This window comes from Rosistilla carotiformis (genome assembly GCF_007753095.1).
In the GTDB taxonomy this organism is placed as follows: Bacteria; Planctomycetota; Planctomycetia; order Pirellulales; family Pirellulaceae; genus Rosistilla; species Rosistilla carotiformis.
Genome location: NZ_CP036348.1, coordinates 3,553,706 through 3,569,717 on the forward strand (window position 1 = coordinate 3,553,706; position 16,012 = coordinate 3,569,717).

11 protein-coding genes are annotated in these 16,012 nt (G+C 57.5%); 4 read left to right on the forward strand and 7 right to left on the reverse strand.

The window, feature by feature from the left end:
- Positions 1 to 60: 60 nt before the first annotated feature.
- Entirely contained in the window at positions 61 to 765 is a 705-nt protein-coding gene (locus Poly24_RS12880; protein ID WP_145095677.1) for a discoidin domain-containing protein, read from the reverse strand.
- 84 nt (positions 766 to 849) lie between these two features.
- Positions 850 to 2,886 (reverse strand): VWA domain-containing protein, encoded by a 2,037-nt coding sequence (locus Poly24_RS12885; RefSeq protein ID WP_145095680.1) that lies wholly within the window; start codon positions 2,884 to 2,886, stop codon positions 850 to 852.
- 657 nt (positions 2,887 to 3,543) lie between these two features.
- Between Poly24_RS12885 and Poly24_RS12890 the strand changes: the two genes are divergently transcribed.
- Both Poly24_RS12890 and Poly24_RS12895 read left to right on the forward strand, forming a co-directional pair.
- Positions 3,544 to 4,170 carry a sigma-70 family RNA polymerase sigma factor gene (locus Poly24_RS12890; RefSeq protein WP_145095683.1) on the forward strand — a complete coding sequence of 209 codons (627 nt, stop codon included), beginning with the start codon at positions 3,544 to 3,546 and terminating at the stop codon, positions 4,168 to 4,170.
- Positions 4,171 to 4,235: 65 nt separating this feature from the next.
- Positions 4,236 to 6,617: a protein kinase domain-containing protein gene (locus Poly24_RS12895; protein ID WP_145095686.1), complete on the forward strand. Its 2,382-nt coding sequence runs from the start codon at positions 4,236 to 4,238 to the stop codon at positions 6,615 to 6,617.
- Between the two features lie 32 nt (positions 6,618 to 6,649).
- Here Poly24_RS12895 and Poly24_RS12900 read toward each other — a convergent pair whose 3' ends face one another.
- On the reverse strand, positions 6,650 to 7,348 hold the full coding sequence (locus tag Poly24_RS12900; RefSeq protein WP_145095689.1) for a pirin family protein: 699 nt from the start codon (positions 7,346 to 7,348) through the stop codon (positions 6,650 to 6,652).
- 506 nt (positions 7,349 to 7,854) lie between these two features.
- Here Poly24_RS12900 and pgi point away from each other — a divergent pair.
- Positions 7,855 to 9,492, forward strand: coding sequence for a glucose-6-phosphate isomerase (pgi, locus tag Poly24_RS12905; RefSeq protein WP_145095692.1), 1,638 nt, complete (start codon positions 7,855 to 7,857; stop codon positions 9,490 to 9,492).
- A 198-nt stretch (positions 9,493 to 9,690) separates the two neighbouring features.
- Here pgi and Poly24_RS12910 read toward each other — a convergent pair whose 3' ends face one another.
- From Poly24_RS12910 to Poly24_RS12925, 4 genes are all read right to left on the reverse strand, one after another.
- Positions 9,691 to 9,951, reverse strand: coding sequence for a hypothetical protein (locus tag Poly24_RS12910; RefSeq protein ID WP_145095695.1), 261 nt, complete (start codon positions 9,949 to 9,951; stop codon positions 9,691 to 9,693).
- A 470-nt stretch (positions 9,952 to 10,421) separates the two neighbouring features.
- On the reverse strand, positions 10,422 to 11,378 hold the full coding sequence (ylqF, locus tag Poly24_RS12915) for a ribosome biogenesis GTPase YlqF (protein WP_145095698.1): 957 nt from the start codon (positions 11,376 to 11,378) through the stop codon (positions 10,422 to 10,424).
- Positions 11,379 to 11,520: 142 nt separating this feature from the next.
- Positions 11,521 to 12,393 carry an SMP-30/gluconolactonase/LRE family protein gene (locus Poly24_RS12920; protein WP_315852239.1) on the reverse strand — a complete coding sequence of 291 codons (873 nt, stop codon included), beginning with the start codon at positions 12,391 to 12,393 and terminating at the stop codon, positions 11,521 to 11,523.
- A gap of 152 nt (positions 12,394 to 12,545) precedes the next feature.
- Positions 12,546 to 12,797, reverse strand: a complete 252-nt coding sequence (locus tag Poly24_RS12925) for an RNA 2'-phosphotransferase (protein WP_145095703.1) — start codon at positions 12,795 to 12,797, stop codon at positions 12,546 to 12,548.
- Positions 12,798 to 12,909: 112 nt separating this feature from the next.
- Here Poly24_RS12925 and Poly24_RS12930 point away from each other — a divergent pair, with 112 nt between their 5' ends.
- Complete coding sequence (locus tag Poly24_RS12930) at positions 12,910 to 16,008, forward strand: DUF1553 domain-containing protein (RefSeq protein WP_145095706.1); 3,099 nt, start codon at positions 12,910 to 12,912, stop codon at positions 16,006 to 16,008.
- The last annotated feature ends 4 nt before the right edge of the window (positions 16,009 to 16,012 follow it).

Here is a 16,012-nt window from a genome sequence, read left to right on the forward strand (position 1 = left end):
CAAAGTGGGAAGGTCTCGAGCAGCAGACAACGCCTGCTACCCGAGGTCAAGAAACAGGGATCAGTTTCCGTCAAGCAAACTCACTTCATCGATTTGGACTTCGGTTTCCGGCGATGTGGGGCCGTAGACCTTCACCTCGCTACACTCGACGGCGCTGGCGTCCTGCGAGCTGGTCAACTCCACGCGAACCAACGACGCATCGACCGCTTCGTTCAACCGCAACACATGCTCTTGCCCCACGGCGGTCAAGTCGATGGTTCCGACGTCGTAGAACGAACCGCCGCTGTTGGCGACGGAGATCGCAGCACGCGTGGCCCAATTGATCGAATCGCTCGGAGAGTAGGGATTGACCGTGATGAACTGGACCTTCGTTGGCGCTGCCAAGCGAATCGTCGCGGTTTCGGTCGTCGTTCCGATCGGGCTGGACCAGCTGCGTCCCGGCGAGCCATCGATCAAGTGCAACGCGCCCCAGTGGTATTCATCGTAGGCACTTGGTTTCGTCGAGACCGACCCACCGTTTTGCGAGCTGGCAAAGTTGGTTAGATCCATCGGATAGTCTCGCTCGGTTTCAGTGATCTTCCCAATCACCTCGATTCGCCCGCACTCCATCGCATCGCCGCCATAGTTCTCGATCAACGTAATCCGCAGGTAGCGAGCTTCGACCAGAGGCTGCAGATCGAATTCGATCGACTGATCGTGCGGCGCGAGTTCAACCGACAGCATCGGTTGGAAATCGGTGAAGCTGTAGGTCGTCGAATATTCCACCCGAACGTTGCGGACCCAGTTTTTCGAGTCGGGACCGCCCGCGGGATTGATCCTCAGCTGGGTGATGTCGGCGATCTGATCGTTTTAAAACGCGAGCACTATCGATACCGGATTGCGTCCTGGAACTCGGTAGATCCCTCCATCTCGAAGCAAATTTTGCACGCCATGCTGTCGATCGTCCAACTGGCTCGGTGCATCGACGACACGACCACCGCGATCGATCGAGGCCAAGTCGTAGGGGCGGTTCTTCGCATGTTCCTGCTGAGCCAAAAGGTCGGCCAGTTGGCGTTCGACGTCTGCCTTCATCGATGCCAATTCATTGATCCGCCCCTCCGCATCGCTCAGTTCACGGTCGTATCGTCGTCCCTGTTCGGCAAGTTCTGCCGCCAGTGCATCGGCGCGATCGTTTGCCGCATCTCGCAGCGCGGCGAGGCGTTTCGCATCGTTTTTGGCGTTTTCGTTGGATCGATCCAACTGATCTGCCAACGACTTTTTCATTCGCTCTGCAGCGGCCAATTGATCGGTGGCCTGGCGAGCGGCCCGGTCCGCCTCACGCTGCAACGCAGCTAGATCCTGCGCCGATTTAGCGAGATCGGCCGCCAGCGCAGCTCCCTTCTTTCGTTCGGCATCAAGCGCCGCGGCGATCCGATCGCGATCCGCTTCGGCCGCCCGTTGCGTGTCCGCCAGCCTTGCGTTCTGGTCCGCCAAATCCTTTGCGTTTTTCATCGACTCCGCCAGTTGCTTGGCAGTCTCGGCCGCTTTGTCTCGAAGCGCATCCTTTTGCTTTTCCGCTTCGGCTAGCGCCTTGGCGTGTTCGGCTTGTAGATCCCGCTGTTGCTTCTTGGCGGCATCAAGCGCCGCAGCGGCGGCATCGGCCGCTTGGTTCAACGCAGCGATCTCTTTCATCCGGTCGTCGAGCTTTTCGCGGAGCGCGTCCTGCTTTTGGCCGGCATCGGCAAGGGCGTTTTTGTGCTCAGCTTGCAGATCTACGTGCGCCTTCTTCGCCGATTCGAGCGCCGCCGCCGCAGCATCCGCTGCCTTGTTCAGATCCCCGATTTCCTTCATGCGGTCGGCCAGCGAACGCTCCATATCCTGAAGCTTCTCGCTGGCGAGATCCTTTTCGTTTGCCAACCGATCGGCCAACGCTTGGGCTTCCTGACGCTGACGCTCGCGATCGGCAAGCTGCTTGTCCAACTCGGCCGCTCGCGCTCGCTGCGCCGCCAGTTCCGCTTCCTTTTGCTTGGCGAGATCCTTCAGACGCTGTTGAGCTTCGTTGATCTGGTCGGTAACCGATTTCAACGCCCCTTTGAGATCCTCTGGAGAACTTGCACCTTGGTACTTTCCTCCGCCCAACCGCGCGATATTCTCCAACTGACGGCGGGTGTCGTCATCGACATCGAAGCCGACGACATGGAATTCGATGTTGTGCTTGGCCGCCAATTTTCTGGCTTCCGCGGCGGGGTCGCCACCGCAAGTCTCTTTGCCGTCGCTGATCAGCACGATTCCAGTATACGCATCCATCTTGCTGTCGAGCACTTCGCCAGCGACACGCAATGATTTCGCGATCGGGGTCCAGCCCCGTGGCTGAAGTCCCAGCACGAACTGCCGCAGTTCGGCTTTGTCGGCACCGCCCAGCGGAGTCAACGGTCGGCCGATCATGACCGCTTCGCATTTCTCTTCGACATTGTGTCCATAGACGATCACAGACGTTGGCATCCCAATTGGGATCATGTCGATCAGCTCCGCAACCGTGGTTTTGGCAACCTCCATTTTCGATTGACCGTTCCTGGCCGGTTCATTCATGCTGTTGCTGCAATCAAAGATCAAGATGAAATCGGTGATCACATCCTTCGACCGCACGCGATCCTGTTGGAATGCCGCGATCACCGCTTCGGAGGCGCCCGCTTTACGAAGCTCTTCGATTTGGGCGAGGTCGACGACATACACGATCGGCGATTCTTCGATCTGCCGAATCAAGGTGGCATCGTCCACACCGGCTTTCACTTTGTTGAGCAATTGCTCATACGAGACGGCTTCTTGAGCGAAGGAAAGATTCGGCAACAGCAACAACAGCAGGGTGACGTAGGTGACGATCCGCCAATTGGATCTAGACGAACACATAGTTCGGGAACTCCGTGACAAGGTGCGTGAATAGGAAGAGTGGCGCGCTTTGGTGTCCGTACAACAAACCTTTGGCTGCCACCGTAGCACGCGAAATGCATCGGAACGAACTTTAGAAATTGTTCCGATCACGCTGCCTTGGAAGCACAGAAAACCATTGCATAGTGGAGCCAGATCTCACGGTTGTCGGCGATGAATTCAGTCGCAGGTCACCGGCATTAAACGGCGTTGAGCCGCGGAATACTTGCGATGAGAGCGTGATGTTCACGGTTTCGGTCCGCACAAATATCCACATTGCGAACGGGGTGCATCTGAACACTAAAAGTTTTTTGTTTGTTCCTGGATGTTGCGTATGCTCGCAATCTGCAGCTTGCCTATATTGACAGGTCGATGGTTTGCGATGGATCCTGTCGGTGCGGTCACTACGCCATCGTCGATTCCTGGTAATCGCCGCTTGGCGACGCGGCGTTGTTTGCTAAGCCCTGCGGCGGCACGTTGCGACGCTTGGTAGGGAAAGGGGACGAGATCGCCCCAAATGACTATTCAATGTCGGCGGAATGAGGCACAATGAGCGCGAGTTCGACTTGGATTGCAATCGGTATCGCACCGTTTGCAGATTGCAATCGCCCACGGATCCCTGGCTCCATTTGACCCGCGATGGAAAACGACGAAACCACGCTCGATGTTCAACGGTATCTCGGCGAATTGGCGAATCTGGATGGGAACGCTCCGGCGGAGCCGATCATCCGCGCGTTGATTGCCCGGTCGGTCGGTCGGTTGCATCTTTTGTGTGAAACGTTGTTGGTCCGCAGCTACCCTCGGTTGATGCAACCACCGTTGAACCTTCAGTCGGAGGAAATGCTCAGCGCGGTTGTGGATCGCTTGATGAAAGCGATGCGTGAAGTTCGGCCCAAAACGGTCCGCCAATTTTTTGGTTTGGCGAACCAACACATGCGTTGGGAGTTGAATGATCTGGCGCGTCGGTTGGACAAATATCCCGCCGATCGTGAACTGGATGCATCGGGGATTGTTTCGCCGGAACCGAGTGGATCGCAACTGAGTCAAAACGCGATGCGGATGCTGTCGGCCATCGACGGGCTGCCTGAGGACGAACGGGAAGTGTTTGGGCTCGTGCGGATCCAAGGGATGACGCAAACCGAAGCGGCGGATTTGTTGGATGTGTCTCCGAAAACGATTCAACGACGGTTAAACCGTGGGGTGATCATGTTGGCGGCAACGTTGGATGATTTGAATCCCGATGCTCGGCCGGTTCGCGACGTTTAGAAGGTCTGCGAAGCGTTTACAACAATTCAGAGCATCGGCGGAGAGATCGCTCGAAAGCTGGATCCATGAGTTACGAATCGCAAGTCGACGCTCTCCTTGAAGAGCTTCTCGAGTCCCACCGTTCTGTTGAGGAGGTGTGCGCAGAGCAGCCCGAATGGATCGATGAGGTTCGGCGCAGATACCTCAAGGTTCGCAGCATCGAAGCTCAGATCGGAGATCTATTTCCCGATACCGACAGTACCGGCCAACGCTCCGACGCCCGTAGCGCGGGGCAACCGACGACTCTTCCCGAGCTTCCCGGGTATGAGGTCCATGCAATTCTTGGACACGGTGGGATGGGCGTGGTGTACCAGGCACGCCACCTGAAATTGAATCGGCCGGTGGCAATCAAGATGTTGTTGGCCGGAGCGTACGCGAGCAACATGGAATTGTTGCGATTCGAGCGGGAGGCCGAATCGATCGCTGGTTTGAGGCACCCTCACATCGTACAGATCTACGATGTGGGAGAGGTTCTCGGCCGCCCGTTCTATACGATGGAATTGGTCGAAGGGGGCACGCTGTCGAAAAAACTCGCGGACCAACCGGTGTCGGTCCGAGAAGCTGCGGAGACGCTTGCGACCTTGGCGATTGCGGTGCAAGCTGCGCACGAAGGGGGGATCGTGCATCGCGATCTCAAGCCTGCCAACATCCTGCTGACACGTGACGGGATTCTAAAGATCAGCGACTTTGGATTGGCGCGTCGAGTCGATTTGGATGCAGGGTTGACGATGACAGGCGCTCGGATGGGCACACCCAGCTATATGGCTCCGGAACAGGTTTCCGGCGGATTAGTCGGTCCTACGGTCGACATCTATGCGTTGGGAACGTTGTTGTATGAGATGCTTGCCGGGCGACCGCCGTTTCGTGGTGAGAACGTTATCGAAACCGAACGGCGTTTGATTTCCGAGGAGCCGTTGCCACCATCGCGGATCAATCAAAATGTGCCTCCCGACCTCGAAACGATTTGTCTGAAATGTCTCGAAAAAGAGCCACTCCAGCGTTACCCCACCGCCGCGGCCTTGGCGGACGACCTTCAGCGGTTCCTTCGTTACGAACCGATTGCCGCGCGGCCGGTCGGTCGCACGACGCGAATCTGGCGTTGGATTCATCGCAGCCCGACGACGGCTGCGTTGATCGTGACCGCTGTTGCATTGTGTGGAATGTTGGCGATCTATGGTATGCGAGAACTGGCGTTGGTCGCCGGAACTCGGGCGGAGAAGGCACGCTTGATGGCGCGGTTGGAATCGGGGCTGGAGTTGGAGCGGCAGGGACGTTATGCCGAAACACGGGCTCTGTTGGGTAAATTGGGAGACGGTGGCCACATCGACTTACGGCGACGGATCGATCACGCGGTCGCCAATCTCGATATCGTCGAAGCGCTTGACGCATTGCGGTTACACCGTGTTTCAGTGATCGACGGCCGCTACGACGAACAATTCAATCAGACCTTTGCCGACGGACGTTATGAGGCCCTGTTCTCCGACCTGAAAATCGGCAGCCCTGGAGACGTGGATTCGGAAGTTGCAGCACGGATCGATACGTCGGATTTCAAGCGTTCATTGATTGCGGCATTGGACGATTGGGCCGTATGCGCAAGCGACCCAACACGACGAGATTGGCTGTTGCGCGTGGCCTGTCTTGCCGATCGAGACCCCACCGGACTCCGCGATCGGATACGCGATCCATCGACGTGGCTCGATCCTCCGACGCTGACAGAACTCTCCCAAGCCGCGTTGGATGCCAAGCTTTCGGTTCAGTTGTTGCGAGCGATTGGAGATCGCATCGGGGATGCGGGAATGGACACGATTGCGTTTCGCAAACAAGTGCAACTGGCGCACGCGGATGACTTCTTGGCCAACTTTACGCTTGCCGATGATCTTCGTGAACGCGAGCCCGCCGAGGCGGTCCGATACTATCAAGCCGCGTTGGCGATCCGCCCTCAAGCGTCCTTGGCGCACAATAACCTGGGGATGGCCTTGGCGAAACTGGGCCGTAAGCCGGAGGCGGTTGCGTTTTTCAAAGCAGCGCTGCGGATCGACCCCAAATTTGTGTTGGCGTACTACAATCTGGGGCTTATTTTCGCAGCGGAAGGAAAGACCCGCGAATCGATCGAACAGTTTCGAAACGCGCTGATGATCGATCCCAACGTCGCTTTTGCACACTATCAATTGGGCCGCGTGACCGCCACTGAAGGCGATCACTTGCAGGCGATCGAGTCGTTCCGAAAAGCAACCCGGATCGATCCGATGTATGCCGCTGCATTTGGCGCGATGGGAGAGTCCTTTTTAGCAATCGAGCGCCGGGACGACGCAGAACACGCATTGAAACAATGCCTTCAATGGTTGCCGGCCAAAGATCCTATGCGCGCCCGCTGGGAAGCCCTACTGGAACAGTGCGGTAATTCGTGATCCCAGTGACGACGGGCGAGGACGCTTAAGTCCTAGGCGAGGTCAAACAGCATGATCTCGGCGTCGCTGGTCGCATTGATTTTCAACATCGATTCGTCCTCAATCGCGGCCCCGGCGCCCGCTTCCAACTGGGCGGCGTTAAGCGAAACCGCACCCCGCAAAACTTGCAGCCAGACGTACCGGCTATCGGCGATGGCGAAGTCGAGCGATGCGCCGTGGTCGAGCTTCGAAAGATAGAGCATCGCGTCCTGTTGAATCGACATCGACCCGTCGCGTCCGTCCGGCGAGGCGACCAACCGCAGCGAATTCTTCAATTCGTTGTCGGCAAATCGGCGACGTTCGCTACTGGGGCGAACATCGCGATGCTTGGGTAGCAACCAGAATTGATAAAAGTGTGCCGACTGATGACCCGAAGGATTGAACTCGCTGTGAGAGATCCCGGTCCCGGCGCTGATACGTTGCAGTTCGCCCGTTTGCACGACCTCGCCGGTTTCCATCCAGTCCTTCAACTCCAGCGTCCCGTCGAGCACGTAGGAGACGATTTCCATGTTGGCATGGCTGTGGTGTCCGAAGCCTTGTCCGGCGGCGACACGATCTTCGTTCATCACACGCAACGCGCGAAATCCCATGTGATTTTGATCATGGTACGACGCAAAAGAAAAGGTGTGGTAGGAATTCAGCCTGCCGAAGTCGGCGTGACCGCGTTCTTCGGATTTGCGAAGTTTAATCATCGATACGGGTCTTAAGAAAAGAGAATGTGGTGGGATCGCAGCCGAGGGAGTCAGCACGGATCGTCGTATAGTTGCCCCGTCGTCACACATCGGGCCTTGGATTCGGCCATCGAACTGCCCGGTTGGGAAGCGTCGATTGCCGGAACCATGGCCTCGCACTAGTACTAAGCGTCAACGGTGGACAGAAAGGGCCAAATAACTCTTCTTGGGTGACGGATGTCCACCGGATAGCCCGTTTCGTGTTGAAGATCTGCCGGTATTCGTGGCTCTCCGGGGCGGTTTGGCGGAACTCATCGGCGCGATAGAATGCAGGCCCCGATGCGTTTAGGTGGTGGTTGTTGCCCTTTGCGGCACTGCGCAGCGCCACCACGCGACCCTCGAGGTTGCACGGCGATCGTGAACGCTGCGATCTGCCGCAACGCTATATTGGTGGGGCCGCGATCACATGCGGTAAACCACATGTGACGCGTTGACCAACGACTCTCTTCAACGACAAGAACCCGAATATGACTCAAACTGAATCGTCATTGACCGCCAACTCGGCATGGCAAACGCTGCAATCGCATCATGCACAAATCAGCAATGTGCATATGAGGGAACTCTTCTCTGCGGATCCCGATCGCGGGCAACGTCTGACTGCTGAAGCGTTGGGGATTTATCTGGACTATTCGAAAAATCGAATCACCGACGAGACGGTAAAGCTGTTGGTGGAGCTCGCGGAACGGTCGGGATTGCGCTCGCGGATCGACGCGATGTTCCGTGGCGACAAGATCAACGCCACCGAAGAACGGGCGGTGCTGCATGTTGCGTTGCGGGCGGCTAAAGATCAATCGATTGTTGTCGATGGGGAGGATGTCGTCCCCGAAGTGCATGCGGTGCTCGACAAGATGGCGGCGTTTTGCGACCGCGTTCGTAGTGGTCAGTGGAAAGGCCATACCGGAAAGTCGATCCGCACGATCGTGAACATCGGGATCGGCGGTTCGGATCTCGGCCCCGTGATGGCTTATGAAGCGTTGCGGCACTACAGCCAGCGGGATCTGCAATTCCGTTTTGTCTCCAACATCGACGGCACGGACCTGGCCGAAGCACTCCAGGATCTCGACCCCGCCGAGACGCTGTTTATCGTCGCATCGAAGACCTTTACGACGCAGGAAACCTTAACGAATGCGCACTCAGCGCGTCGGTGGTGTTTGGATGGACTGGGGGATGAAGCGGCGATCGCCAAGCATTTTGTCGCCGTTTCCACCAATGCCGAACAAGTTGCCGCCTTTGGTATCGATACCGCCAACATGTTTGGTTTCTGGGATTGGGTCGGCGGACGTTACTCGTTCGATTCAGCGATTGGGCTGTCGTTGATGCTGTCGATTGGGCCAGTGCAATTCCGTGAGATGTTGGCCGGAATGCACGCCATGGATACCCACTTCCAGACCGCCCCGTTTGATCAGAACTTGCCTGTCCTGCTGGCTCTGCTGGGCATTTGGTACAACAACTTCTTCGATGCCCAATCGGTCGCGATCCTCCCCTACGATCACTACCTCGGAAAGCTGACCGCCTATTTGCAGCAGCTGGACATGGAGAGCAACGGCAAGCAGGTCGATCTGGAAGGCAACGCCGTCGATTACCAGACCGGTCCGATCATCTGGGGTGCTCCGGGGACCAACGGCCAGCACGCTTTCTACCAGTTGATCCATCAAGGGACCAAGATGATCCCATGCGACTTCATCGGGTTCTGCGAAACCTTGAACCCGTTGGGCAATCACCACGACCTTCTGATGGCGAACTTCTTCGCGCAGACGGAAGCGTTGGCGATGGGCAAAACCGAAGCCGAGGTCCGTGCCGATGGTGTCGACGAATTCCAAGTGCCGCACCGGATCTTCGCGGGCAACCATCCGACCAACACGATCCTGATGGGACGTTTGACTTCGGAGTCGTTTGGTCAATTGATCGCGATGTACGAACACAAGGTCTTTGTTCAAGGAGCGATTTGGAATATCAATTCGTTCGACCAGTGGGGCGTGGAATTGGGCAAAGTTTTGGCGAAGAAGATCGTTCCTGAATTGGCCCCCAGTGGGTCGGAACCGCTGCAGCATGACAGCTCCACCAACGCACTCATCGAACGTTACCGCAGCGGGAAGAAGAGTTAATCGCGCAGCGACTTGCTAAAGAGAAGAGGACACGCTGCCGATGCGAGAACGTCGGCAGCAGCTAACCTCGGATGTTCCGTCGATCGCGGCGAATGCAACGGAAGCGAGGCGGATCGTCTCCCGATGCGGCGTGCTGCAACGCCGTGCGAATCGGGATGGACGTATGGACTGCCGACGCCACCTAGCGAGAATTCAGGGCTACGCGACGTTGACGCGATTCACGATCGTCACGCCCAGCGGACGAATCGCTTCTTGGACGGCTTGTTTGAGGAAATAGGACATCACCCGGCCGTCGATCTCCAAGCTACCGTCGGCGTCTTCGCGGATCGTTAGCCCATGGTGACCGTAACGAAAGTGTGGACTGCTGGCCAACAGGGCGTAAGCGTTGTCGATCGTTGGGGACGCGGCCAAATCCCGCCGCATCGGCACTTCCAAAGTCCCTGGAATATCGGTTCGCATCGCGCTAAGCCACCTTTTGAGTTGTGAGAAGGAGGGCACACAGTTGACCAATCTTGCGATCGGCTTCCGCTTTCCTTTTCGCGCGTTCCTGGGCATTCCAATTCGCGGCGATCTGACGTCGACACGAGTCGACAAGACTCGAAATTTGACGTCGCTTGGCGGGGGCAGCCGTAAGTGTGGACATGATCTTGCGCTCCATTTGCGAAGGGGGTGATTTCGATTCCCCTCCCTTCAACGCACATCCCGTACCAATCGCATAACGTGCCCCGGCGGGTGGACTAAACGATGGAATTCGCTCGACGTTGGTCAATTTTGAGTCGTCGCGTCGAGATCGTTTGATCGCTTAGCGACCAATGCGTTGCCATCGCCAAAGCGAACCTAGGGAATCCAGTGCCCGTTGTGTTCGCGCCGCGGTGCGTGTCTGGAGACTTGCGTTCGCCGTTCAATCGCGTGAACTGGGGCGGCGGGGGCTATTCCATTTCTCGCGACTTGCGTTGCGCACGCTGTTTGTCGCGGAATCGCTTCTTCCGTAAGGCATCCTTCGCCTTGGTCGCTTCGGCTTTTGCGACAATCGCCGCTTCCGTCGCCGCCTTTTCCTGCTCCATCATCTCGGGGGTTTCCAGCGTCAGTAACCCCAGCCCGCCGGAACGCAGTTCCGTCACGAGGATGCGCGACGCGCGGTCCAAGTCGACAAGATTCATCTTTCCGAGACAGCCTCGCTTGCGGCCGATCGCTTCGATGATCTCGAGCGCCGTTTCCGGTATCGTTTCCATTTCGTAACGAGCCGCCAAGCGATCGGGATACTGTTTCCGCATGAAACCAGCCGCGAAGAAGCCGACTTCACCATAATCCATCGCCGTCTCTTTGACCGATCCGAGCAGCGCCAAACGATAGCCGCTGTTCTCGTTATGGACATTCGGCCACAGCATGCCGGGAGTGTCCAGCAAGGCAAAGCCATCGCCGATCGTCACCCGTTGTTGGTGTTTGGTTACCGCCGGTGTGTTCCCTGTTTTGGCAATCTTGCGTCCCGCCAGATAGTTGATGATTGTCGATTTGCCCACATTGGGAATGCCTACGATCATCGCGTTGATCTTGTTGCCGCGGCGATGAGGCAACATGCGGGTTGCGATCTGTTTCAACTTACGGATCGAAGGGACATCGTCACTGGTGACCGGGTGGGCGCGAACTCCCATGTTCTGCTCGAAATAGGTCTGCCAAGTCGCGGTCATCGCTTCGTCGGCGAGATCGCTTTTCGCCAACACTTTCAGGCACGGTTTGTCCCCCCGCAACTCCGCCAGTAGCGGGTTTTCGCTGGAATAAGGGATCCGCGCATCGAGCACCTCGATCACCAAATCGACTTTTGGGAGGATCGCCTGCATCTCAAGCCGAGCTTGGTGCATGTGCCCTGGGAACCACTGAATCGGCATGATCGTATCGGAGGCTTGAAGGAACGTAGGGGGTGAGAAGCCAGCGAGCGATTCGACAAGCTGTGAGCGCAGCCGCTTGCGGCGAGGCCGTTCCCTAGTGTTGCCCGTTCTGCGATCCGCGCAAACCCCCGTTCGTCGACGGCTAACGGATTTGGTATCCCGCGACGGCGGTCGGGATGCTCCACAGGCTCCCCCCTGCGGTTACGAATAACGTCTTTCCCGCGTCGCCGCCAAAGGCACAGTTCGTGGTTTCATCGCGAGGGATCGCCACGAAGTCGATAAGCTTCCCCGCCGTGGAAAAGACGTAAATCCCGGCGGTGGGAGGATCGGCGGTCTCCTGGGGTAGATGCGGTTGGTTCAAGCCAGCGGCAACATACAGCCGTCCTCGCTGATCCAATTTCATCCCATCGGGACCGCGGGTGGTTTTCCAGTCGTACAGTAGCGTTTGGCTGGGGAGATTCGGAGTTCCGTCGCCATTCAGCTCAAATCGCCACAGCTTCCGCGCCCCGCCGAGGGCATTGTTGTTGTCGGCGACGTACAAAAATTCGTCGTCGGGAGTGACGATCAAGCCGTTGGGGCGATCGACTTCGTGGGTGAGAATCCGGGCCACGTTTCCATCGGGATCGATCCGGTAAACGCCTTCAATTGCTCGTCCGTCGGAGTCACGCATCTCCATGCCGCTGCGATCGCCATACTGAGGATCGGTGAAGTAGATTCGGTTCTTCGAATCGATCGTCAGGTCATTCGGCTGGTTGTACTTTTTTCCTTCATAGGAATCGGTCAACACCTTGGCCGTGCCATCGGGAAGGATCCGTGTGATCTGTCGCCGGACGTTATCGCAGACGACCAAACCTCCTTGGCGATCGAACAATAACCCATTGGTCCCCGCACCTTTTCGGTACACCGACATGTTTCCCGCGAGATCTCGGCGGTTGATGTTCCCTTCACCGCTGGTCAGCAGCCCTAATTCAGGATGCCAGACCGGCCCTTCTCCGGCGCCATGCTCCTGGAGCAATGTGGGTTTTCCTGTGAATACAGCTTCCTCCGCCACAGCAACCATACCGATCGAGAGCATCGAAAAGCTAGTGAGGAGGATCGAACGCCGAAAGTTTTGAAAGCTGAACACGTGGCAGGCATTCCGTGCGAGAGGATCGATCTGAAATCAGTCTAATTTGCATTCCCGACAACGGCGCGAATCCGCTGACCATCGTCGCTGATCACGAACGCCTTGCGTTCATCCAATTCCACCACCTGAAGCACCAGTTCACGCGTAATCGACTTTCCCGCCGCGTTTGCGTTGGCGACCAAAGCGTCGATTTCCACCCAGCCATACGCTTCCGGTTGAATGCCAATCGCTTCGGGATGATGTCTTAATACGAAGCCCAGATATTTGCAGATTTTGGTTTGTCGTCTATTCATCCCGGCAGTTTACCGAAAACCGCGTTCACTGGCAGGCCCCGCCTCCGAAGCTGGCAGATCGTTTCCCTTTTTCTGTTTAGACCTGCCCAACGGTTCGCTACAATGAGTCGCTATGAAATACGTCCCCTCAAGGCTCATGTTCGGCTTCTCTAAGCTGGTTCTGCTCTCCGCAACCAGTGTTGTCACGGCTCCCGCGCCGGCCGTTGATTTCGATTTGGATATCAAGCCGCTGCTGTCCGACCGATGTTATGTCTGCCATGGTCCCGATGCGGCGCAGCGGTCGACCGATCTGCGGCTCGATACCCGCGAAGGGCTCTTCGCATCGATCGATGGCGTGTTTGCAGAGCAGACGATCACGCCAGGCGATCCGGCGGCGAGCGAACTGTTCGGGCGGATCACTTCGGATGACGAAGACCTCGTCATGCCGCCGCCAGATTCCAACTTGAACCTGACCGCCGAAGAGGTCGCGCTGATCCGCACTTGGATCCAACAAGGCGCTCCTTGGAAAGGGCACTGGTCGTTCGAACCGATCCAATCTCCGACCATCCCGCCTCCGCTAGCCGACCAAACCGCTGCCGTCGAATCGCCGATCGACCGATTCATCGATCGGCGATTGGAAGCCGAAGGTCTTCAGCGGACCGCGGCTGCGTCGCCGCAACGCCTGATTCGGCGGCTGTTTTACGACCTGACCGGACTGCCACCGACCGCGGCGCAGCTGGAGCATTGGCTGAATCGCTGGGGCGCGAGCGAGCAAGAACAAGCCGACGCCTACGAACGACTTGTCGACCATCTGCTCGCCTCGCCAGATCTCGGCGAACGCTTGGCGACCGAATGGCTCGACGCCGCTCGTTACTCCGACACCTACGGATATCAAGTCGATCGCGATCGCCGCGTTTGGCCCTGGCGGAACTGGGTGTTGGATGCCATCAACCAAAACATGCCCTACGATCAATTCTTGACCGAACAGATCGCGGCTGATCTATTGCCCGACGCCAGCGACGATCAGATCCTAGCGACCACGTTTAACCGACTGCATCCTCAGAAAGTCGAAGGGGGAAGCGTTCCCGAAGAGTTCCGGATTGAATATGTAGCCGACCGGACGCAGACGTTTTCCACGGCGGTCCTTGGCTTGACGATGGAATGCGCTCGTTGCCACGACCACAAATATGATCCGCTGTCGCAGCGGAACTACTACGAACTGAGTGCGTTCTTCGACAACATCGACGAAGCGGGGCTCTATTCCTTTTTCACGCCTTCAGTTCCTACACCGACGCTGTCGTTGTTCAGCGACGCCCAGAAACAACAGATCGAATCGCTGCGCAAAGAGATCGCGGAACTGGAATCGGAAACCGCGGAGTTGTCCAAAACGCAGGAGCCACAGTTTCGGAAGTGGATCGGCACGCAATCGCCAACGGACATTCCCGGCCAGATCAAACACCTTGATTTCGAAAAGAAGGAGGCCGATGAAAGCGTGCCCGGCGTTGTTGGGAATGCGGTCAAATTGACGGGGGACGACGAAGTCAAGCTGGACGTCGGCAACTTCCGCCGCTTCCAACCCTTTTCGTTCTCCTTGTGGATGAACAGTCCTAAAGCCTTCGAGCGGGCGGTCGTCTTCCATCGCTCGCGTGCCTGGACCGATGCGGCGAGTCGCGGTTATGAACTGCTAATTCTCGATGGCCGATTGCAGTTCTCGTTGATCCATTTCTGGCCCGGAAATGCGATCAGCGTCCAGACTCTCGAACCGATCGCAATCGATAAATGGCAGGCAGTCAGCATCACGTACGACGGCTCGAGCCGCGCTGACGGGATTCAAATTTTCATCGACGGCAAACCGATGGCAACCTCCGTCGTTCGCGATCAATTGACGCGGCAGATCACCGGCGGCGGAAACGACAACGTGATCATCGGGGCTCGTTTCCGAGACCGCGGTTTTAAGCAAGGGCTTGTCGACGAGTTCCGCGTCTTCGACCGCGAACTCTCGCACGCCGAAGCACTCCAATTAGCGACGGTCGACGCCGGCGAAAAAACGCTCGAGGTCGACGATTCGCAACTTCGCAGCCGCTACCTTTTGAGCGTCGATCCGGCGATGGCGGAACATCGGCGACGATTGATGCAGGCGAGAGAGAAGCTGGCGGCGATCCAAGACGCTGCGGAAGAGATCATGGTGATGCGTGAACTGCCGCAGCAGCGGCCAACGCATCTCCTCTCCCGCGGTCTTTACGATGCCCCCGCCGAGCTCGTTTCGGCCGCAACGCCTGAAGCTTTGTCGGACTTCGATCCACAGTGGCCTCGCAATCGACTGGGGCTCGCTCAATGGGTGACCGATCCAAGCAATCCGCTGACCGCTCGCGTGGCTGTCAATCGTCATTGGCAGATGTTGTTTGGGGAAGGCCTTGTCCGCACTCCCGAAGATTTTGGAACGCAAGGGGCGCGTCCGACGCATCCGGAATTGCTCGACTGGCTGGCCAGCGACTTCATCGCAAACGGATGGGATGTGAAGCGGCTGTTAAAGCAGATCGTGATGTCGGCGACCTATCGGCAGTCGTCCGAGTGTAGCGAACAGACGCGGCGGATCGATCCAGAAAACAAGCTGCTGGCCCGGGCACCTCGTTTCCGGCTGTCAGCCGAAATGTTGCGCGATGGCTTCCTACAGGCAAGCGGTCTGCTGGACCAAACGCTTGGCGGTCCATCGGTTAATCCCTACGAGGTCTCCGAATCGTTTAAGCCGAAGCCGATTGATGCGGGATCGGGACTGTATCGACGCAGCGTGTACACCTACTGGAAGCGAACCGGCCCGCCGCCGGCGATGATGACCTTTGACGCCTCGAAACGCGACGTTTGCCAACTGCGACGCGAACGAACCAGTTCGCCGCTGCAGTCGTTTGTGCTGATGAATGGGCCTCAGTTTGTCGAAGCCGCGCGATTCCTCGCCATGAATGTGGCGTTGCAGGAGAGCGACGATGCCGCGCGGATCGACGCCGTTTTTCAGCGACTGACGCAGCGCAAGCCGACGCCGCGGGAAGCCGAACTGGTGCTGTCGCTACTGCAACAGCAGACCGACAAGTTCGAACAAGACGCCGCGGCAACCGAAGCACTTCTAAATGTTGGCAGCAGCCGCGAGGTGGCCGATCTGTCGCGTCCGCGATGGGCGGCGTTGACCGTTGTCGTATCGACACTGATGAATTTTGATCCCGCCGTGATGCGAAGGTAACAAG

What these genes read in the sequence shown, in the direction of transcription:
- Poly24_RS12910 (WP_145095695.1), bottom strand. Translation starts at nt 9,951, where the DNA reads ATGCGAACCGATATTCCAGGGACTTTGGAAGTGCCGATGCGGCGGGAT.
- Poly24_RS12925 (WP_145095703.1), bottom strand. Translation starts at nt 12,797, where the DNA reads ATGAATAGACGACAAACCAAAATCTGCAAATATCTGGGCTTCGTATTA.
- ylqF (WP_145095698.1), bottom strand. Translation starts at nt 11,378, where the DNA reads ATGCCGATTCAGTGGTTCCCAGGGCACATGCACCAAGCTCGGCTTGAG.
- Poly24_RS12895 (WP_145095686.1), top strand. Translation starts at nt 4,236, where the DNA reads ATGAGTTACGAATCGCAAGTCGACGCTCTCCTTGAAGAGCTTCTCGAG.
- Poly24_RS12890 (WP_145095683.1), top strand. Translation starts at nt 3,544, where the DNA reads ATGGAAAACGACGAAACCACGCTCGATGTTCAACGGTATCTCGGCGAA.
- Poly24_RS12930 (WP_145095706.1), top strand. Translation starts at nt 12,910, where the DNA reads ATGAAATACGTCCCCTCAAGGCTCATGTTCGGCTTCTCTAAGCTGGTT.
- Poly24_RS12885 (WP_145095680.1), bottom strand. Translation starts at nt 2,886, where the DNA reads ATGTGTTCGTCTAGATCCAATTGGCGGATCGTCACCTACGTCACCCTG.
- pgi (WP_145095692.1), top strand. Translation starts at nt 7,855, where the DNA reads ATGACTCAAACTGAATCGTCATTGACCGCCAACTCGGCATGGCAAACG.
- Poly24_RS12900 (WP_145095689.1), bottom strand. Translation starts at nt 7,348, where the DNA reads ATGATTAAACTTCGCAAATCCGAAGAACGCGGTCACGCCGACTTCGGC.